At 52.5% G+C, this 20,786-nt stretch carries 19 protein-coding genes; 15 read left to right on the top strand and 4 right to left on the bottom strand.

Annotated elements, in window-relative coordinates:
* Nucleotides 1-16: 16 nt before the first annotated feature.
* The 15 genes from QZ471_RS16775 to QZ471_RS16705 all read left to right on the top strand — a co-directional run bounded on the left by QZ471_RS16775 (nucleotide 17) and on the right by QZ471_RS16705 (nucleotide 18,294).
* Nucleotides 17-1,393 carry a hypothetical protein gene (locus QZ471_RS16775; protein WP_295465832.1) on the top strand — a complete coding sequence of 459 codons (1,377 nt, stop codon included), beginning with the start codon at nucleotides 17-19 and terminating at the stop codon, nucleotides 1,391-1,393.
* Nucleotides 1,390-2,955 carry a polysaccharide deacetylase family protein gene (locus tag QZ471_RS16770; protein WP_295465830.1) on the top strand — a complete coding sequence of 522 codons (1,566 nt, stop codon included), beginning with the start codon at nucleotides 1,390-1,392 and terminating at the stop codon, nucleotides 2,953-2,955. Before QZ471_RS16775 ends, QZ471_RS16770 begins: the two co-directional genes overlap by 4 nt.
* On the top strand, nucleotides 2,952-4,082 hold the full coding sequence (gene wecB / locus QZ471_RS16765) for a UDP-N-acetylglucosamine 2-epimerase (non-hydrolyzing) (RefSeq protein ID WP_295465828.1): 1,131 nt from the start codon (nucleotides 2,952-2,954) through the stop codon (nucleotides 4,080-4,082). The genes QZ471_RS16770 and wecB overlap by 4 nt, the downstream gene beginning before the upstream one ends.
* The gene (locus QZ471_RS16760) at nucleotides 4,075-5,289 is read left to right on the top strand and encodes a glycosyltransferase (protein ID WP_295465826.1); all 1,215 of its coding nucleotides are present in this window, start codon (nucleotides 4,075-4,077) and stop codon (nucleotides 5,287-5,289) included. Before wecB ends, QZ471_RS16760 begins: the two co-directional genes overlap by 8 nt.
* Nucleotides 5,286-6,467: a glycosyltransferase gene (locus QZ471_RS16755; protein ID WP_295465824.1), complete on the top strand. Its 1,182-nt coding sequence runs from the start codon at nucleotides 5,286-5,288 to the stop codon at nucleotides 6,465-6,467. The genes QZ471_RS16760 and QZ471_RS16755 overlap by 4 nt, the downstream gene beginning before the upstream one ends.
* Entirely contained in the window at nucleotides 6,468-7,073 is a 606-nt protein-coding gene (locus tag QZ471_RS16750; RefSeq protein ID WP_295465822.1) for a histidine phosphatase family protein, read from the top strand. It abuts the gene before it with no gap.
* Nucleotides 7,070-8,023 (top strand): hypothetical protein, encoded by a 954-nt coding sequence (locus tag QZ471_RS16745; RefSeq protein ID WP_295465820.1) that lies wholly within the window; start codon nucleotides 7,070-7,072, stop codon nucleotides 8,021-8,023. Before QZ471_RS16750 ends, QZ471_RS16745 begins: the two co-directional genes overlap by 4 nt.
* 20 nt (nucleotides 8,024-8,043) lie before the next feature.
* Nucleotides 8,044-9,018 carry a glycosyltransferase family 4 protein gene (locus QZ471_RS16740; protein WP_295465818.1) on the top strand — a complete coding sequence of 325 codons (975 nt, stop codon included), beginning with the start codon at nucleotides 8,044-8,046 and terminating at the stop codon, nucleotides 9,016-9,018.
* 15 nt (nucleotides 9,019-9,033) lie between these two features.
* Nucleotides 9,034-10,989 carry a glycosyltransferase gene (locus QZ471_RS16735; RefSeq protein ID WP_295465817.1) on the top strand — a complete coding sequence of 652 codons (1,956 nt, stop codon included), beginning with the start codon at nucleotides 9,034-9,036 and terminating at the stop codon, nucleotides 10,987-10,989.
* Complete coding sequence (locus tag QZ471_RS16730) at nucleotides 10,961-12,175, top strand: hypothetical protein (RefSeq protein ID WP_295465814.1); 1,215 nt, start codon at nucleotides 10,961-10,963, stop codon at nucleotides 12,173-12,175. The genes QZ471_RS16735 and QZ471_RS16730 overlap by 29 nt, the downstream gene beginning before the upstream one ends.
* Nucleotides 12,162-13,259 (top strand): glycosyltransferase family 1 protein, encoded by a 1,098-nt coding sequence (locus tag QZ471_RS16725; RefSeq protein ID WP_295465812.1) that lies wholly within the window; start codon nucleotides 12,162-12,164, stop codon nucleotides 13,257-13,259. The genes QZ471_RS16730 and QZ471_RS16725 overlap by 14 nt, the downstream gene beginning before the upstream one ends.
* Nucleotides 13,260-13,273: 14 nt before the next feature.
* Entirely contained in the window at nucleotides 13,274-14,401 is a 1,128-nt protein-coding gene (locus QZ471_RS16720; protein ID WP_295465810.1) for a glycosyltransferase family 1 protein, read from the top strand.
* Complete coding sequence (gene gmd, locus QZ471_RS16715) at nucleotides 14,398-15,429, top strand: GDP-mannose 4,6-dehydratase (RefSeq protein ID WP_295465808.1); 1,032 nt, start codon at nucleotides 14,398-14,400, stop codon at nucleotides 15,427-15,429. Before QZ471_RS16720 ends, gmd begins: the two co-directional genes overlap by 4 nt.
* A 1-nt stretch (nucleotide 15,430) precedes the next feature.
* Nucleotides 15,431-16,336, top strand: a complete 906-nt coding sequence (locus QZ471_RS16710; RefSeq protein WP_295465806.1) for a GDP-mannose 4,6-dehydratase — start codon at nucleotides 15,431-15,433, stop codon at nucleotides 16,334-16,336.
* Nucleotides 16,337-16,593: 257 nt separating this feature from the next.
* Nucleotides 16,594-18,294: a cellulase family glycosylhydrolase gene (locus tag QZ471_RS16705; RefSeq protein ID WP_295465804.1), complete on the top strand. Its 1,701-nt coding sequence runs from the start codon at nucleotides 16,594-16,596 to the stop codon at nucleotides 18,292-18,294.
* A gap of 3 nt (nucleotides 18,295-18,297) precedes the next feature.
* On the opposite strand, the gene QZ471_RS16700 is transcribed toward QZ471_RS16705, so the two are convergent.
* The 4 genes from QZ471_RS16700 to QZ471_RS16685 form a co-directional block, all read right to left on the bottom strand.
* Complete coding sequence (locus QZ471_RS16700) at nucleotides 18,298-18,756, bottom strand: Lrp/AsnC family transcriptional regulator (RefSeq protein WP_295465802.1); 459 nt, start codon at nucleotides 18,754-18,756, stop codon at nucleotides 18,298-18,300.
* Nucleotides 18,757-18,816: 60 nt separating this feature from the next.
* Entirely contained in the window at nucleotides 18,817-20,148 is a 1,332-nt protein-coding gene (locus tag QZ471_RS16695) for a VOC family protein (protein ID WP_295465800.1), read from the bottom strand.
* Nucleotides 20,149-20,256: 108 nt separating this feature from the next.
* Complete coding sequence (locus QZ471_RS16690) at nucleotides 20,257-20,505, bottom strand: hypothetical protein (protein ID WP_295465798.1); 249 nt, start codon at nucleotides 20,503-20,505, stop codon at nucleotides 20,257-20,259.
* Nucleotides 20,506-20,575: 70 nt separating this feature from the next.
* Nucleotides 20,576-20,779, bottom strand: coding sequence for a hypothetical protein (locus QZ471_RS16685; RefSeq protein WP_295465796.1), 204 nt, complete (start codon nucleotides 20,777-20,779; stop codon nucleotides 20,576-20,578).
* Nucleotides 20,780-20,786 lie beyond the last annotated feature (7 nt).

Below are 20,786 nucleotides of genomic sequence, written 5' to 3'. Positions count from 1 at the left end.
GTAATAAGGCATTCGCATGATAAGAGCCAGCCATCCCATTTTGAAGCTTAGTGAGTTTGTATTTGCCAGACAGCCTCTGCGACTATTGAAAGGGATGGTGAGTGCTCATATTGCCTATCCCATCGCCGAAAAGCATGAAGGGCGCCACATCACCCCAAAGCTTGATGAGCTGCGACGGCACTACGCGCTAAGTAGTGAAGAGCGCTTGAAGGTTTCCCAGCGGCGCCTGGTGGACATGCTCAACTTTGCAGGTACGCACGTCCCTTATTACAAAGACCTATTCAAGAAAACCAGCTTCGACCCTGACTCGGTCGATAGGGACGTAAACTATCTGGAGAAGCTACCCTATCTGGATAAGTCGATAATCCTAGAGCAAGGCGAACGCTTGCTATCCAAACCCCTGCAGGAAATCAAACACCACGCCTGCAAGACTGGCGGCTCCACTGGTCGCTCGGTGACTATCTTCTATGACCAAGAAAGCGCCGATTATTCGGCAGCCGTAACCCTCTACGCACGCGAGCGGATAGGAAAAGGCAAAAGCCAACCGGCACTGCATTTTGCCTGCCGCTTTCCAGACGCGGCAGAAAGTACTTGGCCAAACCGAGAGGACTTCAAGTGCTTTGCCATGAATCGCAGCAATATCTTCTTCGATCGCGTTGATGAAAAAGGGCTCGCGGAGATCTGGAAGACGCTGCAGCGACGGCGCCCTTATCTTATTCACGAGCATCCTTCCACTATTTACGCTCTGGCATGCTACATAGAATCGAGCTTGGGGGACGCCAAGGCATTTGACGTTTTCGAATCCAGCGGCGAATTGCTGCAACCCTACATGAGAGAAAAGATCGAAAAAGTGCTGAATTGTCGAGTTATCGACCGCTATGGACTAGCGGAGTTTGGCGTAACGGCATATCAGCTCGATGCTGAAAGAGAAGAGCTTCAACTATTTGATTCAGAAGTGTGGCCGGAAAGCAGACCTGGCGATGAAGGGTCAACCGAACTGGTATTGACCGGTCTTAGAAACAGACTGATGCCCTTGATCCGCTATGCAACGGGCGATTGTGGACGTCTCCAGCGTGGTGAGCAGGGTTTCCATTTGGATCAGCTCATTGGCCGTATCCATGACATCGTACCGATCAACGGCGTCCCTCATCCAACCCATCACATCATGGATATGCTCGATCACCGCGTAGGCGGAATCGAAGAGTTCCAGATTGATGTAAGAGGACCGAAAGCTATCCTCCGCATAGTGCCAATGCCTCATTCACGCGTTGAAGACATCGAGTCTGGCGTCAGGCGATATTGGGGCGATGCATTCCACATAGAATTCGTGACGCACGATGGTTTCGTGAGAGTCGGGCGTCGGGCTAAATTTCGTCACGTGGTGAACGCATGATCAGTATTCTCGCAACCCATCATGATCGGCACGCGGCGACGCTGGTTACCGCAGCGTTCAAGCGCTCGCTCAGCCAATCGATGGTAAAGGTCATCAATCTGGCAGGGCTCGAGAATGCTGATTTCGTCGTTGCCATAAATCCTGACGATGACCATGGAAGTCAGCTGATCGAATGGCTGCGCTCTGCTGAGAAAAAGCTGATCATCTTCGGTCTCCTGCCGGAGAATCTACGCTGCTACCTCAACCTCGAGAAGGTTGAATGGCCTCAACCGACGTCCTGGTCTAGTAGCCCTGCAGCCGCCTCCGGCGCCGTCGCCCAAAGTAGCGCGGTGATCCGCTATCACGCGCACGCGGGCTTGCTTGGTGCGGGGGCCTGGGAGCGTCCACTGGAGCGCTTCGACTTCATGGACGAGTGGAACAACATGGGGTACGGAGCAGTGCGAGCTGATGGCTCGATCTGGTCCCTGGCAACGCCACTCCTCGGGCAGGATTCGAATCGCCTGGCCTCGGTGAGCAACGAGGCAGGCATCATCTCGAGCTATGTGACACTTCATGAGTATCCTGCAGCCTCAGTGCTCTGGGTCAACCGAGCGGCGGGACTTATCGACTCATTCGAATGGCGGCTGATCGAAAACTTCATCAGCAGGTGGCGCGGCGAAGAACTACCTTGCCTTCCGGTCATATCCGAGATTCCTTACGGCTATGACGCTGTCGTCACCATGCGGCTTGATTGTGACGAAGACATCTCCTCCGCCCGCCCGCTGTGGGAGGCCTACCAGGGGATGGGTGTCCCTCTTTCCCTGGCAATCCATTCCAAGGTTCTCGAGTCCACCGAACAACAGGACTTTCTCAAGGAATTTGCTGATGCGGGCGAGGCAGTGCTGTGCCACACCGCTACCCACGCGCCAAACTGGGGCGGAAGCTATGCAGCCGCAAGAGAAGAGGCACTGACGTCCAGACAGCGAATCCTTGAAACGACAGGCGTCAGAGTTCGCTATGCCGTCTCCCCCTTCCATCATTCGCCTCCTTACGCCCTGGCCGCTCTGAGCGATGTCGGTTATGAGGGCTGCATCGGCGGAATCATCTGCAACGACCCCGATTTTCTGCTAGCAAGAGCAGGAGAGCTCGCTGATCTACCGGCCGGCTTCGTAGGCCACAGTCAGCAATGCATGCTGCATGGCGACTGTATGCTCAACGACGATGATCCACTGGCTACTTACAAGGCAGCGTTCGACCAGGCCCGCGAAACCAAGACCCTCTTCGGCTTTCTGGACCATCCTTTTTCGCCCCGATACCAGTACGGCTGGTCGGACGAGGAAACTCGCGTACAGCGCCATCGAGAGCTGATCGAGTACATCCAGCGGAGTGCTGAGGCTCCCCTGTTCTGGGACGAAATCACCGCGCTTGATTTCGTCCAGGCCAAATCGAAGATACAAATTCGTGCTACCCGGACAGGTTTCGAACTTTTCAGCAGCGTTGAACCAGCCGATATGCGCGAGACGATAGCCCTCGAATACAAGGGAAAAACCATAGCGTTCGCACCAGGGGCAATAGTGAATTGAAAACTCTCGTTATTGTTGGCACCCGTCCTGAAGCGATCAAAATGGCTCCCGTGATAGCGGAGCTTCGCAAGGCTTGTGATACCTATGTCTGCTCGACGGGGCAGCATAGGGAGATGTTGGCCCAAGCCCTGGGTATCTTTTCAATAAAACCGGATATATCTCTGGACACAATGAGCCCAGGGCGCTCATTGAATATTCTGGCATCACGTCAGCTTGAGGCGCTGGATGACGTCCTGCAGGAATATCAGCCGGACTGGGTCTTGGTCCAGGGAGATACAACCACAGCCTTCTGTGCCGGCTTGGCGGCTTTCCATCGTGGTATCAAGGTGGGCCACGTTGAAGCAGGCCTACGGACAGGAGATCTACATAGTCCTTTCCCGGAAGAAGCGAATAGACGGCTAATCAGCAAGATCGCTACGTTGCACTTCGCTCCCACCAGCTCCGCGGCGAAGGCCTTGATGGCTGAGGGTATTCCCGCTGATCGTATCCATGTGACGGGCAATACGGTCGTGGATTCAGTCAATACCGTTTTCACAAGCCACTGCCATGCTGCGCCGCCTGCGCTTCTGAATCATCTGCCAAATCTTGAGCAAGAAGCGGGTTCGATAGTTTTAGTAACATGCCATCGGAGAGAAAATTTCGGCGATGTCATGGAAAACATCTGCCATCTGCTCGCTCGATTAGCTGGCCACTATACGGCGCATACATGGGTAATGCCTGTACATATGAATCCCGGAGTAAGAGAGCCCGTAGAGCGCATTCTCGGAAATATTCCCAATTTTAAACTGCTCGAACCGTTGGACTATGCAAGCAATTTGTATCTCATTAGTCGCGCCTGCCTGGTGGTAAGCGATTCCGGCGGAATCCAAGAAGAAGCACCCACGTTTGGTACGCCGGTGGTCGTGATGCGAGAACATACCGAGCGTCTCGAAGGCGTCGCGGCGGGATTCGCCACGCTTGCGGGACAAGACCCGGCCCGCATAGAAGACGCCGTTCGCCACTGGCTCGATAAACCGCAGGCTCGCGAACATCTGCTTACCCGTCACAATCCCTACGGCGACGGACAGGCTGCCAAACGCATAGTGGCCGCCCTCAGAAAGCTGCCCATGGACCACTTTCATGGCTGACAGTCAGCACGCCAGCCAACAGAGTTTCGTCTTGTTCGCGACTGCAGATTGGGATGAACCCTATTGGACCAACAAGCAGCACAGTGCTCAAGCTCTCGCCGCACTCAATTTCAAGGTTCTTTATGTAGAAAGTGTAGGACTAAGAGCACCTAGGAGACAAAGTGCTCGCGACTGGGGTCGCCTGAAAGATCGTTTGGTGAAGGGTTTGAAGTCCCTATTGCTGGGCGCGAGCGAGCGGCAGCCGAATATCTACGTGTTGTCGCCGCTACTCATCCCCGCCGGATATCGGCATCCCGCGCTCAGATACCTCAACAAACTTCTCTTGAGGTGGTCGCTGTCCAGGTCCATGAAGCTCTATTCCCTAGGAAATCCTGCCATATGGACTTACCACCCCTTTATGCTGGATATATTGGGGTACTTCAAAAAACCAAAGATCCTGTACCACTGCGTTGACGATCTAGGCGCTGTCCCCGGCGTTGATAGTGTCAAATTTGCAGAAGAAGAAGAGAAGTTGCTAAAAATGGCGGATACCGTATTCGCCACGGCTCCGGCCTTGGCAAGACGCTGTCTGACTCTGAATCCCAACAGCCACTATCTGTCGAACGTCGTCGATATCGAACACTTTGGAAAAGCCCTGGAGCCAGCCCCAATCCCAGAGGAAGTCGCGGCGATCTCTGAGCCCCGCATTGTTTACCATGGCGTGTTATCAGACTTCAAGATGGACTTTTCTCTGATATTGGATGCAGCAAGGCGTCGACCCGACTGGAGTTGGGTGTTCATTGGTGAAGAACGAGAGGGTCAACGCAGTCAATTGCTCGCGGAAATAGCCAGACTGCCTAATGTTCATTTTCTGGGTTATAGAAATTACCAGGAGCTGCCGTCGTATCTGAGGGGCATGCAAGTCGGAATATTGCCATCACTGATAAACAAGTATACAGACTCAATGTTCCCCATGAAGTACTACGAATATTTAGCAGCCGGGCTGCCTGTGGTAGCAACGCCGCTCAACGCCCTGCGCGACCAGGTACACCATATCGAATTCGGCGAGACCGCCGACGATTTTTGTATGGCAATACATCGCCAACTCCAACAGGGGGCACTTTCTCGTGCCCAGATCGCTGATGTGGTGGGAGATAATACCTGGATGGGTAGGACCCAAAAAATGGTTAGGGCCTTGAATAATAATACTCAGGAGCGCCATAGATGAAACGTGGCGTTAATTTCTTTGGATCATTCGAGACCGAAGACGGTATTGGCAGAGCGGCGGCACTCAACGTTGAATGCTTGAAGTCGACAGGGATGCCGGTGAGAGATTTCGTGCTTTCCCGCCCCGTCGCCTTGCAGACGGGTAACGATACTATCATCGATGACAATCTGCTGCGCTCTCTTGATCACCGAATAAATATCTTCCAATTTAGCGCGCGCTGGGTACCTCATTACTTTTCCAGACTTGCCGCTGGCGCCATGGATGGTTTCTACAATATCGGCTACTGGTTCTGCGAGGTTCCCAAGATTCCGGAACAGTGGGCTAGACAGTTTCAATTCTTCGACGAGATCTGGACAGCCTCGTCTTTTTGCCAGAGCGCCTTTGCACGCTCAGCGAACATACCTGTCGTCCGCGTACCTCTCTATATTGAACCGCAGGAAGTCAGCGCACGAATAGTAGCCCGGTCGAGCGGCGTGGACTGCGGTCCCTTTCGTTTTCTCACCATTTTCAACACCTACAGTGATGCGGAACGAAAAAATGCATTGTTTTCACTGCGCGCATTTGTCGAAGCTCACGGAAACAATCCATCCGTAAGGTTGACGATCAAGGTCAGCAATCTAGAACATGACATACTGCTGTCACAGAAGTTGTCCGACATCTCGAAGACTTACTCTAACATCGACATCATCGCTGGATACGTACCTAGCACTGCTATTCATCGTCTCTATGATGAGGCCGACGCATACGTTTCTCTGCATCGAGCAGAAGGCTTCGGCTTGACGATATCTGATGCTATGAGCAGGGGCATACCCGTGATTGCTACGGGGTATTCCGGGAACATGGAATTCTGTGACGCTTCAGATACGACGCTGGTCGGATATGAGCTTCGAGAGGTTGGTCACAACCGTCTACGCTATCGGAATGACGACGTATGGGCAGAGCCCAACATGAAACAGGCCATAGCGGCATTCCGGGATATGACCTTGCATTATCCGGCAATGCTGGAAAAGGCGATCAAAGCAAGATCCAGAATCAGAAGGCACTTCTCCATCAACGAAGTAGGTGGATTGATGGCGGAACGGCTCGACTTGATAGGTAGCGATTTTTCTTATTCGAACGATCTTGACGGCCGTCAAATAGATCGAGAAGTCGATATTTTTGATACTTACGGATTCTAAATGGACATCTATCTACTGCGTCATGGCAGGAGTACCGCTAACGAAGCACGGCTGGTTTGCGGCGCTTCCGATTACCCCTTGTCCGAACAAGGCTTGTTACAGGCTGCGGAGATATGTCAACGGCTAAAAGACATTCCCTTTACTAGGATATACTCGTCACCGCTAAGTCGGGCAACTCAAACTGTAGCGCCTTTGGATACAGCCCTGGACATAGAACTAGTTCCTGAGCTGGTAGAGGTCGACACTGGCAGCGTAAGCCACATTACCGTCGACGAACTCTGGGAATGGGATAGCAGATATAAGTACCAAGGCCTCAATGCCGAACTTCGCTATCCTCAGGGCGAATGCTTGGGCGACATGCTCAGACGTGTCGCTCAATGGTATTCAAAAGAGTCAGAGTGCTGGAATGCCGATGAGTGTGTTCTGATTTCTGGCCACGAGGGCACAGTATGCGGTGTATTGCATTTCCTGCTGGATCTCGACATCAGAAACTATCCAACATTCGTCATCGGCAACTGCGAGTATGTCCATATCAGTATCAATCAAGATGAGCAGCTACGTTATAGATTCCACTCATCCTCCGGGACAACAGGGGCATCGAAATGAAACGTGTCCTTCTCACCACTCACCCAACCGCCTATCTCAAGCAAGGTGGGGGCGAGCGTGAAATCCACCTACTGAAGAAGGCTTTCGATGCCGCTGATATATTAGTCGACATCTATGGGCCCAATAGCTTACCAATAGATCAATACGACATCGTTATACACTTTTCGATGGTGAGTGGATCCGAGCTGGTTTTACAAGAGTCTGCTGCAGCCGGTAAAAAGATGATCCTATGGCCAAATCTCTGGTTGGTAAGCCCTCCGACCGAAGGCCATCTCAAATATTTACAAGCCTTAATAGAGATATTCGACGCCTTTGTTTTCAAGTCAAAGACCGAGGAGGCCCATTTCAAGTCACTTTTTCGTATTGATGAGAAATACAGCATCAATGTCCTGCCACTGGTCACGAAAAGTTTTTCCCGAAAAAATGTCACTCCGGTTTTCAAAGAGTCCTACGGCCTTGACAGATATGTGATCTGGCCGGGAATCATTGAGCCGCAGAAAAATCAACTGAGTGCGATCCGTGCTTTCCGGGAAATAGAAATCCCGCTTGTGATATCGGGACAGGTGCGAGATAACGACTACTATGAAGCCTGCAAGCGAGAGGCGACCGAAAACGTCGTTTTCATTCCGGAAATGCCTTTCGCTTCTGAACTCCATCTTTCAGCACTTGCCGACAGCGAGCTATTTCTTGAATTGCCATTGGATTTTCCAGGGACATCAGCGCTGGAAGCTGCAGCGCTTGACTGCAAAATGTTACTGAGCAAATCTACTTGGGTCGATGAATTGATCCCCAGCGCAAGCCAGGTGGAGCCAACGAATATCGAATCAATTATTGAGTCTGTCAATAAGCTCGCCTCTTCAAGGATTACACCTGATAGTCGCGTTCCAAAATATCAAACCTCTGAAGTAGACGCTGTCAGGGGATTAATCGACTATATTAAAGCCTTCTAGATCAACTTCGGGATTTACCTATGAAAAAAATACTTTATGGCGTCTACCCCTGGGCATTCGATTGTCCAGGAGGCGGAGAACGTCAGCTCATGGCCTGGAAACGTCACTTGGAGTCTCGCTCTGTTGAAGTGACTCTGTACGATCCTTGGAAAGAAATTCCAAGTGGTCACGACATCTTTCACTTTTTCTCCGCCATGCCGGGGTCCTCTCAGCTTTGCGACTACATGAAGAGAAAGGGCTTGAAACTTTATATAAGCCCTAACCTATGGGTAACTGAAGAAACGAAATGGAACTATCCCCATGACGAAATCAAGCGCCTGCTGCAGCTCGCTGACAAGATAATCGTCAACTCTAGACTCGAAGGGGAAGCGCTTGGGGCGGTCTATGATATTCCCCATAAGAATTTTCATGTCGTCTATAACGGCGTCGAGTCTTCATTCTTTACCAAAGGCGACCCGCGTCTCTTTCGTCAACATGTCGGCCTAGGCGATACCAAATACCTTTTAAACGTTGCAAACGTCGAAGAACGAAAAAATCAACTGACATTCCTAAAAGCGTTGAAAAAGTTCCCAGACTTAAAACTTGTCGTCCTTGGAAATGCACGAGATGATGCTTATCTTGCACAGTGTAAAGAAGAGGGAGGGGCACAATTCATATATGTGGGTTCTGTCGAATACGGTTCAGCAATGCTCCGCTCTGCCTTGGCCGGCGCAGAAGGTTTTGTCATGCCGAGCACCTTGGAGACGCCCAGCATCGCCGCATTGGAAGCAGCCGCCTCGGGTTGCAAAATTTTGATTACCAGTATCGGCTCCACGACCGAATACTTTCAGGACGAGGCAATCTACATTGTGCCGGATGATCTAGACTCCATGGAGAAAGGAATAGCCGCCCTGTCTGAGCCACAGCAGTCCTCTACGCTTGGTCAAAGAATCCAACAACAATTCTCCTGGGACTCGAGTGTTTCTGAATTGATACGCGCGTACCAAGAAGCTTGAAAGCGGGAACAATTCATGACTGCAGAACGCGACCCCATTCTTTACATAGACTGCACATCGACCATTCGTGGCAAGCTCAATACAGGCATACAAAAAGTTGTTCGAAACATAGTTAGTCTAAAAGAGCAGTTCTCCGAAAAGCTACTAATAGACTGCATTCCGATCTGCTATCAGTTTGATGACTTTTATCCGGCAGACATAGCAGAAACTCTATCGGAAGGCATGAGTGATAAAAGCCAGGCTATTGATATCAGGTATCGCGACATCTACCTCTGTGTTGACGCATTCTGGACGATGGACATGCACTCCTGGTATCCATTCATAAAGGATCGCGGAGCATCAATCGCCACGCTTATTTATGACCTTATTCCTATCACTCATCCTGAACATTGCAAGCCTGAAGAAACGGCTTTGTTCGAAGCCGCTCTAAATACCATCATCGATCACTCCGAGCTGTTGCTTTGTATCTCGAGAAGCACTCATGACTCCTTAGTCGATTATTGCAAGTCCCGTCAAATAAATTTAGAAGGCAAGCGGATTGCTATCGTTCCTTTAGCCCCTGCCCTGTCCCACCAAGGTAGCGGCCTCGCCTCCGCCATCCAAAAGAAAAGATTACCTCAGCAAGACTTCTTTTTAGCAGTAGGCACTTTAGAGTCTCGCAGGGGTTATTCAGAGTTACTTGAAGAGTTTTCTACCTATTGGGATTCTGGTGGGACCGACTGCCTCCTATTTATTGGAAAGACCAGCAGCACTTCCGAGAAAATAATCGAAAAGATTGAAAACCTTCGTACACAACAAAGGCCGGTCCTCTGGTTGAGCGACGCCGACGATGATGAATTGCTTCAGGCATACAAAAGCGCCAAAGCGGTTATCTGTGCTTCGCATGTCGAAGGATATGGGATGTCTGTTGCAGAAGGTCTAAAGCTCAATGGGCGTGTTTTTGCCAACCGTCTTCCCGTCTTCGGAGAGTATGCAGGCGCCTTCCCTTACTATTTCGATATAAACACCAAAGGCGAACTCGCCAGGCTAGTCAAGAGCGCTGACACACTGGCCACCTCGAATCAGCAAGTATTCTTGGGAAGCTGGAGTGATACGGTAGAGGCCATCTGCAATGAGCTAACTCGCCTTGGTCTATTCTACGGCTCAAGCAGCGCAATCGAGCTATACCGGAACTCTCCAAACGCCGTCCGCTGGGCTTACTGGCTCTATCATGGTAGAGTTTGCAGTTTCACGGAAATAGAATCGTGGTTACGTTTTAACGATGTTTTCAAAATGCGTGACGCTCTTAAATTTGAGATGCATAACATCGAAAAACCTCTGACAACAGATTTCGTCCGTTTGATATTAATCGCAAATTCTGGAAGGAATGACTTTCCCCCTGAAGAGATATCATACTGGAAAAAAACGTGTAAAAACGGAAAGGAGCTGATAGAAAGACTGCGACAGGAAAAAAACAATATAGACTCTCCTTTAAGCGAAGAGCAAATCCGCTCCGGTTATTTTATGATGTGGGGTAGAAACGACTGCAGCCCCGATGAAATCAGATACTGGCTCGATAGGAAAATCACGTTAGGAGAGTTTCGCCAAGTTTTGCAACAGGAAAGCACTCGCTTAACGGTCCCCCTGCACGAAGAGAATGTTCGTTCTGGCTACCTGATGCTACTGGGCAGAAATGACTGCAGCCCCGATGAAATCAGCTATTGGCTAGATAAAAATATCACCCTGGGAGAGTTTCGCGAAATTCTGAAGCAGGAAAAAAACAATCTGTCTCTTCCCCTCAATGAAGAGAGTATCCGATCTGGCTACCTGATGTTCTTTGGTAGAAACGATTGTAGTCGTAGCGAAATAGACTACTGGCTTGGTAGAGAGATATCACTAGCTGAATTTCGTCAAGTCCTTCTTCACGAGGCAGTGCAACAAGCAAAATCACATGGGGGGAGCCATGAGAATACTGCAATTAACGACCTATGATGTTGAATTTCCGAACCATGGTGGCAAGCTTCGCGGTCATCATATAAGGAAATCATTACGTGAAAGATTCACAGTCGAAACGCTGTCGTTCGAGTGGTCTAGTCGTGACCTAGCTGAAGGTCTCGCTGTTGAGCTGAATCAGGACAGATTTGCCGAATTTGGCATTGATGGAATGCTCTGTGATTGGGGTATTTCCATCTATCTTGAGGCCAATCCGGACATCTACTTTCGTGTTTGCGAGCTTGTCAGGTCGTTTAGGCCTGATGTTCTATCGATGGAGCAGCCATTTTTGTGGCCTCTGGTCAAACGCTTTCGAGGTGACGGCGTTGTGGCTGACGAGATAAAGATCGTATATAGCTCGCACAACATAGAAGCACCGATGAAACAAAAAATATATGAGGACAACTATTCCGCCGATGACGCCAAACGCTATCTCGAGATCGTTCGCGATATAGAACTCGACGTCATCAAAAGCTGTGATGTCGCGCTTGCCGTTTCAGAGCGCGATGCGGCCTATATAAAGCTTCATGCTCCGACCACACCGCTGGCTATCTATTCGAACGGACATTCCCGCCCCTGTACGAACGATAGCTATGAAAAATGGAAGGATCTGTTCTCGAAGAGGGAGCTGAATTGGATTTTCATCGGCAGTTGGCATCCGCCAAACATAAATGGCATCAAGCATCTGCTTGATGCCATCTCTGCCACCCCAGAAAAGCCAAACTTTCTGATTTGGGTGCTTGGTGGAGCTGGCGACGGACTTCGTAGTATCCCAGGATTCAAAGAGGCGGATTATCCCTATCTTCGGATCTTGGGAATGGTCAGCCAAGATGACATAAATGCTGGAATATTGAATTCCAGTGGTGTTCTTTTACCCATCTGGGAAGGTGGCGGTAGCAATCTCAAGACGGCTCAGGCACTACTGTCTCGGAAATGCATTCTAGGCTCAAATTTTTCGTTTCGTGGGTTTGAGAACTGCACCCGTGAGAACGGAGTCTTCCTAGGCGAAACGCCAAATGAGGTCGTAGCGAAACTATTAAGCTTAACACCAGAATCACTCTATACGCGCAGTGCGGCTGTAGACGAGCTACAGTGGGAATTCATACTGGCTACACTACCAGACTTCTTACAAAAGGCCATCTCTCTGCCTAGAACTGGTAAGGATAAATCTAATGATTGTGTTTGATTGCACTACTGCATCGTTCTGGTCCGGACACCCTACTGGGATAAATCGCGTCATTGAACAGTTAGGAAAGGAACTGATACGACAAGAACCCTCTGCTGCTCTCGCTGTTTTTGACGACGAAGGACAGTGTCGTGAGTTTTCATTAGAAACGAAGGAGCTTGGGCGCGCTCTACAAATTCGCGCCGGCGATATGGTTGTATCTGCCGGCTCAAACTGGGACTACCCTGATCATCATGCCCGGCTCCTGAAACTACGGGATGAAGATATAAAACTTGGAATATTGTTCTATGACCTTATTCCTGTTTTGTTACCCCATTCGTTCGGTCCTGGTTTTCCGCCTATTTACGAAAAATGGCTGAATGAAAGTCTAGAAAATTGTGATATCGCTTTTTCCATCTCGATCAACACGAAAAACGACATAATAAAATATTGCAATGACAGCGGCATTGCGGCGCCACCTATCTACGCTATCCGCCTTGGGGACGAAATATCGACTTCCACGACACCGCCCAGCATTGAAATAGCAAAAAAAGCTCAAGAACCGTTTATCCTTTCGGTAGGCACCCTTGAATACAGGAAGAACCACGTCCTGCTTTTAAATGCTTATCGCTACATGATCCAGGACCTGAATTTCATTCCACCCAAACTCTACCTGGTAGGGAAGCCTGGCTGGCTAGGGCATGATGTAGACTTTCAGGTTGCTAACGATAACGTGCTGCGCGATCGCGTTGAGGTACTTCAAGGGCTGCCTGACGAAGATCTGCAGCTACTCTACGAAAAGGCACTTTTTACTGTTTACCCTTCACATTATGAAGGCTGGGGCCTACCCATTGCGGAGAGCCTGAATTATGGAAAGGTCTGTATTACTTCACCAAAATCGAGCATGACTGAAATCGCTCCAGACTTGGTGCGATATGCCCATCCGTTGTTGCTGACCGAATGGGCCGATCAGATCATGTTTTTAGCGAAAAACCCTGAAGTGCTAAAGACTGAAAGTCAAAAAATCATATCAACGTACAAGCGACGTACGTGGAAAGAGACTGCCGATCAGCTTTTGAACGCTATTGGCGATCGTTTTTCTTAACGGATGCGTACTGTATGACTACGTACTTTGATTATTCGACCATGATCCGCTGGGAGGGGGCACCCACCGGTATCCCCAGAACAGAGTATTGCCTCGCTCAGGAAATTTTAAAGATAGATAGCAAGGTTGAGCTGGTCTTCATCAATGACGATCTGCAAGCCTTTCACCATCTGAACCGACAGGCACAGCATTTTTCGGTAGGCGATGCTGTGAAATTTTCTAAAGATGACATATTAATTTCCGCCGGCGCTAACTGGGCCTTCGCCTGTTATGCCCAGCAGATTCAGTCGCTAAAAACCATCGGCGTCAGGTATTTCCAGCTTTTCTACGATATTATACCTTACTTATACCCATACTACTATAAGGATGGGACAGGATTCGGCAACTATATAGGCAACTGGACTAAACAGACACTGGCACTCTGTGATGGCGTTTATGCCATTTCCAACTGCACGAAACGCGATCTAGCAAAGTTTGCGCAGCTCAGCGACACAGAAATGGATCGGATAGAGGTCGTTCGTTTAGGCGAAGACTTCGTTCAAGAGACGAAAGGGAATCATCCGCGCCGGTTTTCCTATTCGGAAGAGTTTTTACTTTCGGTCGGCACGCTGGAAATCAGGAAGAATCAAACTTGCTTGCTTCAGGCGTATCGTATCCTAGCTGAGCGTCATGGATCTGGCATTTCCCTGCCCAAGCTGGTTTTGGTCGGTCGCCCTGGTTGGATCGACGGGAATGTGAGCTTTCAGGTCGCAAACGATAGGTTGCTGAAGGATTTGGTACAGGTAATCACGGATGCATCCGATGCCGAGCTCACCGAGCTGTACCAGCATTCGCTGTTTACATTGTTTCCAGCTATCTATGAGGGCTGGGGACTGCCTGTCGCCGAGAGCCTGCGTTATGGCAAACCCTGCATCTGCTCGGACACCTCGAGCATGCTCGAAATTGCCCCGAGCCTGACGCTTTTCGCCTCTCCTTATGATGCAAACGCCTGGGCAGACCAGATAGAATCGCTGCTGTTAAACCGGGATAAACTGGCATCCTGCTCAGCCCTCATCGGTCGAGAGTATCGTCCTACGACTTGGAAATCGACTGCTGAACACATACTGGGCCACACCCAAAAGCTCATTGGAGACAAGATTTGATCGCGATCATCACTGGAATTACGGGCCAAGATGGTGCCTATCTAGCCGAGCTGCTTTTGAACAAAGGCTATACGGTCTACGGTGCATTTCGCCGGACCAGCTCTACCAACTTCTGGAGAATCGAAGAGCTGGGCATCAGCGACCATCCCAAACTCAAGTTGGTCGAACATGATCTAACTGATCTTTCCTCCAGTATCCGCCTGCTGCAAACCTCTGGCGCCACAGAGGTCTACAACCTTGCAGCGCTGAGCTTCGTAGGCGTTTCGTTCGAACAGCCAATTACAACGGCAGAGATCACCGGCATCGGAGCGGCGAATCTTCTAGAAGCGATCAGGATAGTCAATCCTGCTATTCGTTTTTACCAGGCCTCTACCTCGGAGATGTTTGGCAAAGTTCAGGAAATCCCCCAAAAAGAGTCAACGCCTTTCTATCCGCGCAGTCCTTATGGGGTGGCGAAGCTCTATGCGCACTGGATGACGATAAACTATCGTGAGTCTTACGATATTTTCGCCTGCTCCGGCATTCTCTTCAATCATGAATCACCACTTCGCGGCCGTGAATTCGTCACTCGAAAGATTACCGATACCGTCGCCAAGATCAAACTTGGCAAGGCACAGGTCCTGGAGCTCGGAAATCTCGACGCCAAGCGTGATTGGGGCTTTGCCAAAGAGTACGTAGAGGGAATGTGGCGTATGCTCCAGGTTGACGAGGCCGACACCTATGTCTTGGCTACCAACCGGACGGAAACCGTCAGAGATTTTGTTTCCATGGCGTTCAAAGCCATTGGAATCGAACTCGTCTTCAAGGGGCACGGACTGGATGAAATCGGTATCGATACGGTCTCGGGCAAGACGCTCGTCAAGGTCAATCCCATTTACCACCGTCCCGCTGAGGTGGATCTCTTGATCGGGGATCCCGAAAAAGCCAAGACCAAGCTGGGCTGGGCGCCCGAAACCACCCTTGAGCAGCTATGTCAGATGATGGTCGAAGCCGATCTACGGCGCAATGAAATAGGGTTCTCTTTCTAAAATGAAGACTTCCAAAGCCCTAATAACGGGAATGTCCGGCTTCACGGGTCGATATCTGGCCCTTGAGTTGGAAAGCGCTGGTTACGCGGTTTACGGCATAGGTAGCAAACCTTTACCGATACCCAATTATCATGTGGCTGACTTGGCAAACCCGGAGGCTTTGGAAGTTGTAATCAACGCTATCGAGCCGGATGTCGTCATCCATCTGGCTGCGATAGCCTATGTGGCTCATGGCAATGCTAAGGATTTCTACGCCATCAACCTGATGGGCACTTACAATCTTCTTCAGGCATTGGGAAAGGCCAAAAAGCCGCCACGCTCCGTCTTACTGGCTAGCAGCGCTAACGTGTATGGAAACTCCACGGCGGGCGTGATAACCGAAGAGACACCTCCTGCGCCTGCAAATGACTATGCAGTAAGCAAGCTCGCCATGGAACACATGGCCCGGCTCTGGATGGACAGGCTTCCAATTCAGATTGCTCGCCCCTTTAATTATACGGGTGTTGGCCACAGCAGTTCGTTTCTCCTCCCTAAGATTGTCGATCACTTCCGTCGAGGCGCTAAGGAAATTGAGCTTGGCAACCTAGAGGTATGGCGAGATTTTTCGGACGTGCGCTCTGTTGTAGCGGCCTACAGGCGCCTCATAGAGATCGAGCGCCCTGGGAATATCGTGAATATTTGCTCGGGTACATCCTACTCATTGAAAGAGATCATAGGGATGATGGAGCTCATCTCCGGACGTGAGATCAACGTGAGGGTCAATCCTGCGTTCGTCAGATCCAATGAAGTCAAGCAGCTTCGTGGCGATCCGACAAAGCTGAAAGAGCTGATAGGTGAATGGCAGATATATCCTCTGGAAGACACATTGAAATGGATGCTGTTTGAGCCAGAATCGCATCCCGTATAAGAGCAACGCAGGAAGCTGCTTGGTAAACTTGCGGCTTTCGCAACGTACTTCTTCAAATATCCAGCCAGCTCTCGGAAATCTGATAATACGTCCAATCGTCGTCGCGCTCATATGGTGTTAGAACGGACCCACCACTAATGCCGTTCATCGGCTGCCGCTAAAGAATTCCTGGCACCCTGCAGATATAGGGTTATTCAGTCAGCCCCTGAGTAGCTAGTTTTATGCTAGCCCAGGCATTCTTTTGTGGGTCGCCAGCGATGAGTCGTTTCTCAAAAAATCTTCTCAGCTCCTCTGTAATAACAGTGCTATTGATGTTAGCCGCAGGGAAGTCGCACGCCGAGACCGTTGATCTTGTTGGTCTCAATTTGTCAGGAGCTGGCTTTGCCGGCCAAGTACTTCCGGGCGTCAATGGTACGAATTATATATTCCCGACCGAAGCCTATTTTAAACAATGGAGCGAGCGCGGCGTAAGACTTATCAGATTCCCTATTCTTTGGGAACGCGTGCAGCCTACCCTGGGCGCGGCTCTCGACCCCACTTATTCAGCCTTGATCGATCGAACTTTCGGATATGCCGAAAAGTATGGTGTCAAGGTCATTCTAGACCTCCATAATTACATGCGTTATCGAGGCACAGTAATAGGTACGGGCGGCGTTTCCTACAATCAATATAAAGACGTGATGACACGCATAGCCCAGCGTTGGAGTTCGCAAAAATCACTCTACGCTTACGACGTCATGAACGAGCCCCACGACGCTGTGGAGCAATGGCCAATAGCTGCGCAGTACGCCATCAATGGAATCCGCACGGTGGACTCCGTCAAGCCAATTATGATCGAAGGCAACGGCTGGGCCGAAGCGACACGCTGGCCTCTCTGGAACGACTCACTGCTCAAATTAACAGATCCGGCGAATGCCCTGATCTTTCAAGCGCATGTTTACTTCGACGGCGGCGGCGGGGGCACCTATGCGGACACCAGCGCCAGCGCGTACGGCGATGACTATGGTGTCGAGCGGGTCAAGCCCTTCATCGAATGGCTGAAGAAGAATGGAAAAAAAGGCTTCATAGGCGAATTCGGGGTACCCGATAGCGACCCCCGCTGGAACGTTATCATGGGCCGGATGCTGGCCTATCTCAAACAAAACTGCATACCCTCTACCTACTGGGCAGCGGGGCCAGGTTGGGCTAATTACAACCTCTCGGTAGAGCCCATCAACGGTGTTGAACGACCACAGTGGCCTACATTGAAGGCTTATCTCGATAACACCAGTTGTTCGCGCATCGGCCCTTTCTCTGCTGAAGAGATGACGGCTATGCCGAGCAGCTCGAGTTACACCAGCGCCGTTGCTGGGGTGTACCGCGATTATCTCGGTCGGGAAGGGGGCCAGGCTGAACTGAACTACTGGTCCACTCAGTTGGCCAACGGCAGCATGACGCTCGCCACTGTCATCAATGCCGTCATGAGCAGTGCGGAGTATCAGAATCGTAGCGCGGTCGACAGGCTCTATCAGAGCTATCTGGGACGAAGTGCCGATAGCGTAGGTCTTAGCTACTGGTCAGCCCAGTTGAGCAGCGGTGCCATAACGACTAACGCCATAGCGGCAGCACTCATCGGCAGTACGGAATATCAGGGCAACTTGCAGGCTTCGATCAATCAACTGTATGTGTCCTTCCTGGGGCGGAACGCGGATTCGGCCGGACTCAGCTATTGGACGCAACAGGTTTCCAGTGGCAATGCCATTACCGCGACGGTGAAGGCGGCGATCGCGGGCAGTGCCGAAGCGGTCGCTCGTGCTCAGAGTATGATCAAACAGTACTACCGGACCTATCTCGGACGTGAAGTGGACGGAGGTGGCTTGCAGAACTGGACGTCCAAGGTGGCTTCCGGCGCCATGACGCTGGACGACGTTTTGACCGCAATCAAAAGCAGCGCCGAGTACCGGTCACGACAGGCCTGACGCTCAGGGACCACTTGCCCCACCGCGCCGATCAATCTTCCGATTGAGGATGATCGACGTCTGCGTCTGCTTCACTCCCTCGAGATTACCGATGCGGTCCAGCAGGTCGTCGAGCTTTTCGTGGGTGGTGCAGCGCAGGAAGGCCAGGTAGTCGAACTGGCCACTGACGGAGGAGACTTCCTCCACCTCGATCATCTTTTCCAGGGCGCGGATGACGCTGGCGGTGCTGCGCGGCAGGACGCTGATGGCGCAGTAGGCGCGGACGGCGGCCTGTTCCAGTGCGGAGCCCAGGCGCAGGCCATAGCCCTGGATGATGCCCTCGCGCTCCAGCCGCGCCAGGCGGGTGACCACGGTAGTACGGGCGAGGCCCAGTTGGCGGGCCAGGGTGGCGTTGGAGGCGCGGGCGTTCTGTTGCAGCAGGTGGATGAGCTGCCAGTCGGTTGGATCTAGCTTGGTGAACATCTTGGCTCCCGGCCAGGGGCAGGCATAGGCGGCACGGGCCGCCGATGCGGGAGCCTCATTCTAGGCAGAGCAACCGAGGGCAGCCAGGGCGGCGTCCAGGGATTCACGCTGCTGGCCTTGGTACAGCGCCATCTCGTCGAGCACCGGCGCGCCCAGGGCGGCTTCGAAGGCCACGCGATTGCCGCCGCTCTCGTATTCGCGCTGGCTGCCAGCACCCAGGTTGGACTGGAAGATGCCGGCGGCGCTGACCGGCAGGAAGTCTTCGTAAGTGATGGGATCGGCGATCAGTTGGCCGGCGGCGATCAGGGCTTCGGGATCGGTGGTATCCACATTTGGGCGACTGCCCGTGCCGACGCGGTAGCGGAACCAGGCCAGGCCCTGGCGGCGCAGTTCGTCCCAGTCGTCCGGCAGAGCCTCGAACACCTGCGTCAGCACGCTGGCGTAGTCGCTACCGGCGACCTTGCTGCGCTGGCGAACCTCCTGCAGCAGTTCGTCGTAGCGCTGCCGGCCGGCCGGGGTAAGGGCCACGCCGCGCTGTTCGATCTCGCCGAAGCGCGCGGTATGGGAACCCTGAACTTCACCTTGGAACAGGATGGGCTCTTCCAGGGCCTTGAAGCTGGTCTGGCGCAGCAGGATGGGGCACTGGCGACGCGGCGGGCCTTCGATGGTTTCCTTGGGGGCGATGCCGCGGGCGGGCATCCTGGCCTGGACGGCGTCGATGTCGAGGGTACGCGGGGTCAGGTGGTTGATGTGCGGCCCCTTGAAGCAGACCACGTCGGCGATCAGCCGATGGGCATCGTGCAGGCGCTGGTAGAGGCCCGCATCGACATTGGCCTCGCGGTGCCAGCGGAAGGTCTCGAGGGCTTCCTGAACGAAGGCATCGGCCTCGGCGTCGGTCAGGCCGCCCTGGACTTCGGCGCGCTCGATCAATTCCAGCGCACCGGGTGTGAAGATACGGCGCTTAGCCAGCACCTGCTCGGCCAGCTGGCGCAATTCGGCGTCTTCGATCAATTCCAGGCGCAGCAGCGAAGTGAAGACGCGGAAGGGATTACGCTGCAGGGCGGCCCGGTCCACCGGGCGGAAGGCCGTAGAGTGGACCGGCACGCCCGCCACGCTCAGGTCGTAGTAGCCGACCGGCTGCATGCCCATCACTGCGAACAGCCGCCGCAAGATGGCCAGCTCCTTGGCCGTACCGACGCGGATGGCGCCATGACGCTCCAGATCCAGGCGCTCCGCGGAGTCCTGGGCGAAACCCGGCTGTCCGGCGTTCACCTCGGCGACCAGTTCCAGCAGGGTGCCGTACTGCGGCACTTCCTGGCGATACATCGCGGACATGGCCTGGGAAAAACGGGTACGGATGACGTCCGGGGAAAGCAGCGACGGGGCGGTCATGGGAGCGGCTCCTGGCTCAAGCTAGAAGCCGATTTCGACACGCCCGCGCAGGCTGCTCAAGCGATCTTTACTCATCGGATCATTCCCGGCGGGAATGTGGGCCCCCGACTAAGGCTGCTGATGCTTGGTCTTCGGCTTCTTCACATGGTCGGTGCCGGTATCGCTGCCCGAGCCGGCGCTGGTGCCATTGTCGGCGGCGCCGACACCGGTGCTGGGCGCCTTTTCCGTACTGTGGGTACTGGTGGAATCCGGCCGTGCCGGGGTGGCGGGCGGATTGGTCGGGCTGGTCTGGGCCAGAGAGGCAGCGGAAAGGCCAAGGCCGAGAATCAGGGTGGGCAACACCAGGGACTTGCGCATGGGAGCACTCCTCGAGAAGGATTCACTCCGGTTTAGGCACCTCCCGCCCGGGGAGGTGCCGCACCGCGGATCAGCTGCCGCTGGTGCTGCTGGCCTTGTGAACCTTCTTGTGGGCCACCTTCTTGTGGTGGGTGGTGGCCTTTTTGCCGCTCTTGGCGGGAGTGCTGGTGGTCGCATCCGGCGTCGCGGCGGGATCGGCGGGCACCGTCTGGGCGAAGGCGGCGGAAGTGGCCATGAGGCCGGCAAGGGTCAGGCAGAGGGTGGTGCTTTTCATCGAAGTC

Origin of the sequence: uncultured Pseudomonas sp. (assembly GCF_913774235.1) — a bacterium.
In the GTDB taxonomy this organism is placed as follows: Bacteria; Pseudomonadota; Gammaproteobacteria; order Pseudomonadales; family Pseudomonadaceae; genus Chryseomonas.
The sequence above is the reverse complement of the archived record's forward strand: the minus strand, read 5'-3'. Positions and strand labels throughout refer to the sequence as shown.

Excerpts from the sequence above, each read along its gene's own strand:
- QZ471_RS16775 (WP_295465832.1), top strand. The coding sequence starts at position 17 with ATGATAAGAGCCAGCCATCCCATTTTGAAGCTTAGTGAGTTTGTATTT.
- QZ471_RS16770 (WP_295465830.1), top strand. The coding sequence starts at position 1,390 with ATGATCAGTATTCTCGCAACCCATCATGATCGGCACGCGGCGACGCTG.
- QZ471_RS16760 (WP_295465826.1), top strand. The coding sequence starts at position 4,075 with ATGGCTGACAGTCAGCACGCCAGCCAACAGAGTTTCGTCTTGTTCGCG.
- QZ471_RS16755 (WP_295465824.1), top strand. The coding sequence starts at position 5,286 with ATGAAACGTGGCGTTAATTTCTTTGGATCATTCGAGACCGAAGACGGT.
- QZ471_RS16750 (WP_295465822.1), top strand. The coding sequence starts at position 6,468 with ATGGACATCTATCTACTGCGTCATGGCAGGAGTACCGCTAACGAAGCA.
- QZ471_RS16745 (WP_295465820.1), top strand. The coding sequence starts at position 7,070 with ATGAAACGTGTCCTTCTCACCACTCACCCAACCGCCTATCTCAAGCAA.
- QZ471_RS16740 (WP_295465818.1), top strand. The coding sequence starts at position 8,044 with ATGAAAAAAATACTTTATGGCGTCTACCCCTGGGCATTCGATTGTCCA.
- QZ471_RS16735 (WP_295465817.1), top strand. The coding sequence starts at position 9,034 with ATGACTGCAGAACGCGACCCCATTCTTTACATAGACTGCACATCGACC.
- QZ471_RS16730 (WP_295465814.1), top strand. The coding sequence starts at position 10,961 with ATGAGAATACTGCAATTAACGACCTATGATGTTGAATTTCCGAACCAT.
- QZ471_RS16725 (WP_295465812.1), top strand. The coding sequence starts at position 12,162 with ATGATTGTGTTTGATTGCACTACTGCATCGTTCTGGTCCGGACACCCT.
- QZ471_RS16720 (WP_295465810.1), top strand. The coding sequence starts at position 13,274 with ATGACTACGTACTTTGATTATTCGACCATGATCCGCTGGGAGGGGGCA.
- QZ471_RS16710 (WP_295465806.1), top strand. The coding sequence starts at position 15,431 with ATGAAGACTTCCAAAGCCCTAATAACGGGAATGTCCGGCTTCACGGGT.
- QZ471_RS16705 (WP_295465804.1), top strand. The coding sequence starts at position 16,594 with ATGAGTCGTTTCTCAAAAAATCTTCTCAGCTCCTCTGTAATAACAGTG.
- QZ471_RS16700 (WP_295465802.1), bottom strand. The coding sequence starts at position 18,756 with ATGTTCACCAAGCTAGATCCAACCGACTGGCAGCTCATCCACCTGCTG.
- QZ471_RS16695 (WP_295465800.1), bottom strand. The coding sequence starts at position 20,148 with ATGACCGCCCCGTCGCTGCTTTCCCCGGACGTCATCCGTACCCGTTTT.
- QZ471_RS16690 (WP_295465798.1), bottom strand. The coding sequence starts at position 20,505 with ATGCGCAAGTCCCTGGTGTTGCCCACCCTGATTCTCGGCCTTGGCCTT.
- QZ471_RS16685 (WP_295465796.1), bottom strand. The coding sequence starts at position 20,779 with ATGAAAAGCACCACCCTCTGCCTGACCCTTGCCGGCCTCATGGCCACT.